The following is a 6000-nucleotide window of genomic DNA, read 5'->3' as shown; positions in this document are numbered from 1 at the left end:
AATTGAGAACGTTTTGGAGGCACACTCATGACCTCCCCCGACCGCCCGGACGCCCTCCTGGAGCGCCACCGTTCCCTGGTGGACACCGTTGCCCGGCGCCGCTTCCCTGCCCATGCCTCCGACCCCGACCTTCTCCAATGCGGTATGATCGGCCTGTGGAAGGCCACGGAAAAATGGGACGGGCAACGCCCCTTCATCCCCTTCGCCAAGGCCTGCATCCACAACGCCATGGTGGACCACCTGCGCGCCCAGGCCCCGCCGGAGACAGGCTTCGACGACACCCTCCCCTCTCCCCCGCCGCCCCCGGACCACTCCGCCGAGGACCGGATCTTGTCCCGCCGCATCGCTGCGGCGTGGCCCCCCGGCCCGGAGCGCGCCGCCCTCCTCTCCATCGCCTCCGGCACACCGAAACGCCGTCTGGCCTGTGAAATGGGCCTCTCCGGAGCCCAGCTCACCCGCCTATTGAAGCGGGCGTGGAAAAAAGTCAAACAAGAAGCGGGAGACCCACCCTAGGGCCTCCCGCTTTTTTGACTTTCATCTACTATCCACACGTCCCCGGGCGGCATAGCCGCCCGGCCACCGCTCGAACCCCTTCGCCCTCCTCCCACGTCCCCGCTTGCCCCCGGCAAGCGGCCTACGTTCGCTTCGCTCTCTGCGGCGCTATGGCTCCCGCTTTCTCATTTTTCGATCCTCCCGTAAAGCCTCGCTGCCTGAACATAGCTCATCCCATGCTCCTGGAGCGCCCGCAGCTTTTCTGCCTTTTTGGCGCACCCAGCCGTAACGGCCTTATACTCGATATACTCCCCGAGAGATACCCCGGCCTCCCCGGCCTTCTCCGCCCACTCCGGGTGCTGCAAAAGCCACAAGATTTCCCGCTGATCCTGAGAAAGCCCGCTGCCGTCAATGGCCTTTTCCTGTTCCGAGAGGCTCAAGCCCCCCTTCCCATCGGCATTGTACCCGCTCAGTCCCGCGGCGTAGGCCAGATAATCCTCCGGCGCCATCCCGGCCGCATAGGCCTCGCGCACCTTGTCGCCGTTCACCAGCGCCCCACCGTAGGCCCGGTACAGCAGCAAATACTCCGCCTCGGAGAGCCCAAGCTCCTTCCGGGCCGTCTGGGCCTTGGAGACCCAGGCCTCCGGCTCATAGCCGCTCACAGCCTCCTTCCCCACCGCCTTGGCGTAGCGGTAGGCCAGGGCCACGGCGTCGGCCTTCTCCTGGTCCGTCAGGGTCTTGTACTCCGGCGAGGCGATAAGGTCGCTCACCAGCTCGTAGGTGGTCCGACCGGTGATGGTGGCGTACGCCACGTACCCATCCGCCGTGAGGTGCCGCCCCTCCACCTGCTCACTCTGGCTCACCCGCTGGGGGAACACCCCATCGAACCCGGCGTCGTGTAGCCGCTGCACCTCCCGGTCCGCCTCCGTGACGGTCTCCCGGGAAACATAGGCCGGATTCAGGAAGTTGTTCACCGCCCGCTCGGGCAGGCTCCCGGTCTCCTCCCTGCGCCCCCAGGCGTCGATGTAGGGGACCTGCTGGAACTCCCCCGGCAACTTGTTCATCATCTTCCCCAGTAAATACTGGGTGTCGTTGGGGAGCCCCGATTCCCGGTCCACGAAGGTGGTCTGCCGCTCACGCTCCAAGGTCCGCTCCAACTGTCCAAAGAGGGTGGGGATGCCCTGGGAGAGATACCCCACCGCCGCGTTGGCCGCCACCGCGGGGAGCTGTCCGGCGTCGTTGTACTTCACCGCCGCCAGGGCGTCCTGAAGCCCCTGGAGCATGGACATCTCCAGCATGGGGTCCGTCACCCGCTCCATAGCCGCCAGGGCGTCTTTGGCGGTGAGGGCCTCCCCTTCCCCGCCGTCCATCACGTTCCACAGCTCCACCCCCACAAAAAAGGGCAGCGCTTCCGGGGCCAGCCAGTCCAGGGTGTAGTTTTTTCCGCCCACGGACAGGGCGTAAGCCTGCCCTCCGGTCAAATCGTCCTGGGCGTCCTGCTTGCGGTCGTCCCCGCCGCCTCCGGATACCAGCCCCTGGGCCGCCAAAAAGAGGCCCAGGGCCAGCAGCCCGACGCCGGTCAGCCCGGCGGCGGCGTTGTCGATGGCCTCCGCCGCCGTCATCTTCCCCCGGCGGACCTTGTAGAGATCTCCCTCCAGCGCCCCGATTTTCCCTGGGAACAGACTTTTCACCAGCCCCGCCGGGGAGTATTCCAGCCCCCGGGCCAGGATGTTGGCCGGGGTCCGCTTGAAGGGGAGCACCCCCTCCACAAAAAAGCCAAAGCCACGGGCCACCGGATTTTCGCTCTGGGAGAACTTTCCGGCCCTTGCCACAAAGTCGGACAGGGCGTTGGCGTCCCGGTAGGTGGCCCTCTGGGCCTCCCGGACGGCATAGGCCCGGGCCGCGTCCACCACGGCGGCATCCGCCGTGCCGCCGGTAAACGCCTCCGCCGTCACCCCGTTGGCCTTCAGATACCCCGCCAGGGCCCCGGCGTAGGCGGGCTTGGAAAACCAGGTGTCCTCCACGTCCATGGCGGTGGAGTTGGCCTTCCGAAGAGCCTCCAGGGGCTTGGCCGCGAAGATGGTCCGCCGGTCGTTGATCTGCCCCTGGGCCGACTCCATATACTTGCCGGAGCCCAGCAGCTCCTCCTCTACGTTGGCGATGTCCCCAAAGGCCGCCGTCACCAGCGCCCGGTCCCCGGCGGACAGGGGGTTTAGCGCCGCCTTGGTCCGGGTGATGCCCTTGGGAGAGAGATAGTCCGCCCCCGCCTCCAGGGCGGTGGCGATGGCGTCCTTCACCATCCGCACCGGCACGAACCCGGCGTTGCCCACGATGTTGCGCACGTGGGTGCGGGGGTTGCCCAGCATGGACAGGTACCGCCAGGCGTTCCACTTGTCCCGCCAGGTGGCGGGCACCTGATCCGCCACGCTCTGGAGGATGTCCCCCAAAGCCGCGTCCCGCCCCGGCGCGTCCCCCGCCTCCAAAAACCGCTGGTAGAGCGCCGGGTCCACAGTGATCTCCGGGGCTTTGTCCCCCAACCGCTTTTGGAGCTGGGCCTGGTAATTTTCAAGGCTCCTCTGGGCAGCGTAGAGCTGCCCCTCCGGGGAGAGCTTCTTCAGCATCCGCTGGGCCTGCATGGCCTGGGCGGAGGCAGTGGACAGGGCGGAGTAGTCGGTCAGCAAATCAATGACCGCCCTGGAGTCCCCGGCGTTCATAGCGTTGTTCAGTAATACCTGACCAAGGGCCATGGTGTCCTTGCTCACCCTCCCGCCCGCGGCGGCCTGGTGGAAGAGGACCTTGGCCCCGTCGAAGCCGTTGTCGGTGACCGTCTTTCGGGCCCTGGCCTGGGCGGCGGCGTCGGTGACGGTATCGAAGGAAAACTCCCCCCGGGCGATGGCGTCCTGGATGACCCCCACGGCGCTGTCCGGGGTGGCCCCGGCCTCCAGCACCGTGGCGGCAGATTTTGGGATGCTCCGCCCCTCCCCGTCCTGGGTGGGCACGTCCACCTGCCGGGCGGCCTTTTCACCGTCCGGGTGGAAGGAGCCGGTCTCATTTTGCAGGTGGGAAAAGGGGTCAAACCCGGCCTGTGCCGCCCCCACGGACCCATCCAAAGCCTTCCCCTGGGGGAAGGTGTCAGCCCTCCGGGCTGACGGATGAGGGGAACCTTCCGCTCCCATACCACGTCCCAACCTGCTTCCCGATCCGCCCTCTCCCCCGGGCGGCGTTCCGCCCGGACCGTCCAGCCCCGGCCCCTTGGCCCCTTCCATGATGGCGTCCAGCTCGGAGATATAGGCGTCGTAATCCCGAAATACCCCGGCGAATTGGGCCCGGGCATTCTCCGGGTCGGCCTTATAAAAGCCCCAGACCAAAGCGTTGAGTTCGTCAAAAGCAACTGAAGCCTCTTTCAGATTTAATTCAATCAGGCTTTTCCCCTCAAAACTCTTTCCCTTGGTCACTGCCGCTATCACAAATTCCAAATCAGGACTTTCCCGGTCAAGGCGTAAGCCTACACTATCGATAAAGTTTTGATACTCCAGACTCCCCCGCTGCTCAACCGCATGGACCACTTCATGATATCCTACCGGGACTTCCAATTCCGCAGGAATGGCATCAGACAGATAGATCACACCGTCGGAGGTGAGCGCCAGCGCATCCATCTTTCTCGCCTTTAGCGCACTGTCCTCTACAACTACAACGTCCGGAATATAGCTCTTTGAGATTTCGGCGGATCGTCCCGCCGGGATCTCTGCGCCTACTTCCCGGACGTGTCCTTCGGCCCAGCCTGCGAGGGGCCTTTGCCCTGCTTGCTGTCGATATACTCCCCGATCAGCTTGTGGAGGTGTTCCCGCTCCTCCGGCGTCAGCTTCGGATGGGGCTCCAACCCTACTGCTCTCATATACTCCTCCAGGGTAAACTTCGGCTTCTTCTCGTCCACGGCTCACCGCCTCCTTTGCTCCATTGTACGGCCCGTCCCCGGCCGTGTCAACCGCCCCGGTACTCTCTTCCCGGATGTTGTCCGGCAGTGTCAAACCGCCGCGCTCCCGGAACATGGGCAGCCCCATGGTCTGGTTCGCCTGCCCCCTGGCCTTGGCGGCCTCGCTGGAGAACAGCCCATACCGGCCCATGGCCTCATAGGCGCTGTCGATGGCCCGGCCGGTTCTGCGCTCCCCAGCCTGCCCCATATACCCGACGGCCTGGGCCCCGGCGCCCATCACGCCGCCGGAAATTGCCCCGCCCAGCCCGGCCAGGCCCACGTTGACCACGCCGATCTGGTAGAAGGCGGCCTTCTTGGCCTCCTCTTCGCTCATCCCTTCGGCCACGAGCCGGTCGACCATCTGTTCAAAGTCGGACATGCCGGTGCCGTTGTAGATGCAGTAGTTGACGGCGTTCTCGATGACCTCCGCCAGGGATTCCCCCACCGCCTCGGAGGCCATCTGCTTCCCCAGCTCCTTGGCGAACTGCCGCAGGCTGGCCGGAGCGGTCCGCCCCAGCCGAAAGAGGTTGTCGATGGGCAGCTTTTCCGTCACGTACTCCGCCGCCCCCACCAGGGTGGCCGACACCGCCGCCTGCCCCGGGGTAGCCCCCGCCTCCAGGTCAGAAAGGGTCTGCCCCCCGGCGGCCCCCGCCGACATCATCATCAGCGCCCCCGGCTGGCCCAGAGGGAGCTGGGACAGGTTGCGCAGGATGGAAAGACCGGTGTCCGCCAGGAACCCGGCCCCCTCGCCGCCCCACTCCACCGCCGCGGCGTGGACCCCGGCGGCGGTATCCGCCACCCCATGGGCCCCGCTGAACCACTGAGAGTTTGGGTCGGTGGGCTCATACTCCCCCGCCGCCAGGTTCTTCACCGCCTGGGCCGTGTTGGCGGCGTAGGCGAAGGGCTGGAGATACCCGTTCACCACGTTGCCCACCGAGGCCGCCAGCGGATGGGCCTTGGCCGTCTCCACGTCCCGGGCGGACCTCTCCCCCTGCGCCCGGGCGTTCAGCTCCCAGGAGATGGTGTCCAGGTAGTCCCAGGCGCTTTCGTAATCTCGCCGCCCGATGTAAGCCAGAAAGGTGTCCCGCTCGTCCCCGGTCAGGTAGGCCAGATTCCGCTGCTGGGAAAAATCCCCGTTCCGCAGCGCCATGGTGGCCCGCTTGGCCCTCCCCTGGGCCGTGGGGAGAAGGGTCTCCCCGGAAAAGTCGGCCCGCTCTCCCGCCTCCACGCTGGTCTGGAAGCCCTCCCGCCGGGCCAAGGTCTCGTAATAGTCCCGGCGGCTCTGCCGCCTGGCGTGGTAGCTCTCGTTCTCCACCGCCGCCCGCCGCCCGGCCAGCGCCCCTGACTTCTCCTCCAGGGCGTCGGCCGCCCGGGTGAGGCCCACGGCCGCGTCGGAGGTCCCGCCCATCTGGACGGCGGCCTCCCGCTTGTTCTGCGCCTCCAGCTTCAGCCGGTTGGCTCTCTGCCCGGCGGTCTCCACGATCCGCGGTAGCTCCATCACCTTCCCCTTCGGGACCGTAGGGGCCGATGTCCCC

At 66.5% G+C, this 6000-nt stretch carries 2 protein-coding genes; one reads left to right on the top strand and one right to left on the bottom strand.

Features of this window, described 5'->3' with window-relative positions:
* Nucleotides 1–27: 27 nt before the first annotated feature.
* Nucleotides 28–513 (top strand): sigma-70 family RNA polymerase sigma factor, encoded by a 486-nt coding sequence (locus tag AAEU42_RS13160; RefSeq protein WP_342234024.1) that lies wholly within the window; start codon nt 28–30, stop codon nt 511–513.
* 164 nt (nt 514–677) lie between these two features.
* On the opposite strand, the gene AAEU42_RS13155 is transcribed toward AAEU42_RS13160, so the two are convergent.
* Nucleotides 678–5963, bottom strand: a complete 5286-nt coding sequence (locus AAEU42_RS13155; RefSeq protein ID WP_342234023.1) for a hypothetical protein — start codon at nt 5961–5963, stop codon at nt 678–680.
* Between the last annotated feature and the right edge of the window lie 37 nt (nt 5964–6000).

The sequence above is a fragment of the Pseudoflavonifractor phocaeensis genome (assembly GCF_038439875.1).
Lineage (GTDB): Bacteria > Bacillota > Clostridia > Oscillospirales > Oscillospiraceae > Vermiculatibacterium.
This window is presented reverse-complemented; position numbering and strand designations above follow the sequence as displayed.

Bases quoted from the DNA above. Each gene is read 5' to 3' on its own strand.
- AAEU42_RS13160 (WP_342234024.1), top strand. From the start codon at position 28: ATGACCTCCCCCGACCGCCCGGACGCCCTCCTGGAGCGCCACCGTTCC.
- AAEU42_RS13155 (WP_342234023.1), bottom strand. From the start codon at position 5,963: ATGGAGCTACCGCGGATCGTGGAGACCGCCGGGCAGAGAGCCAACCGG.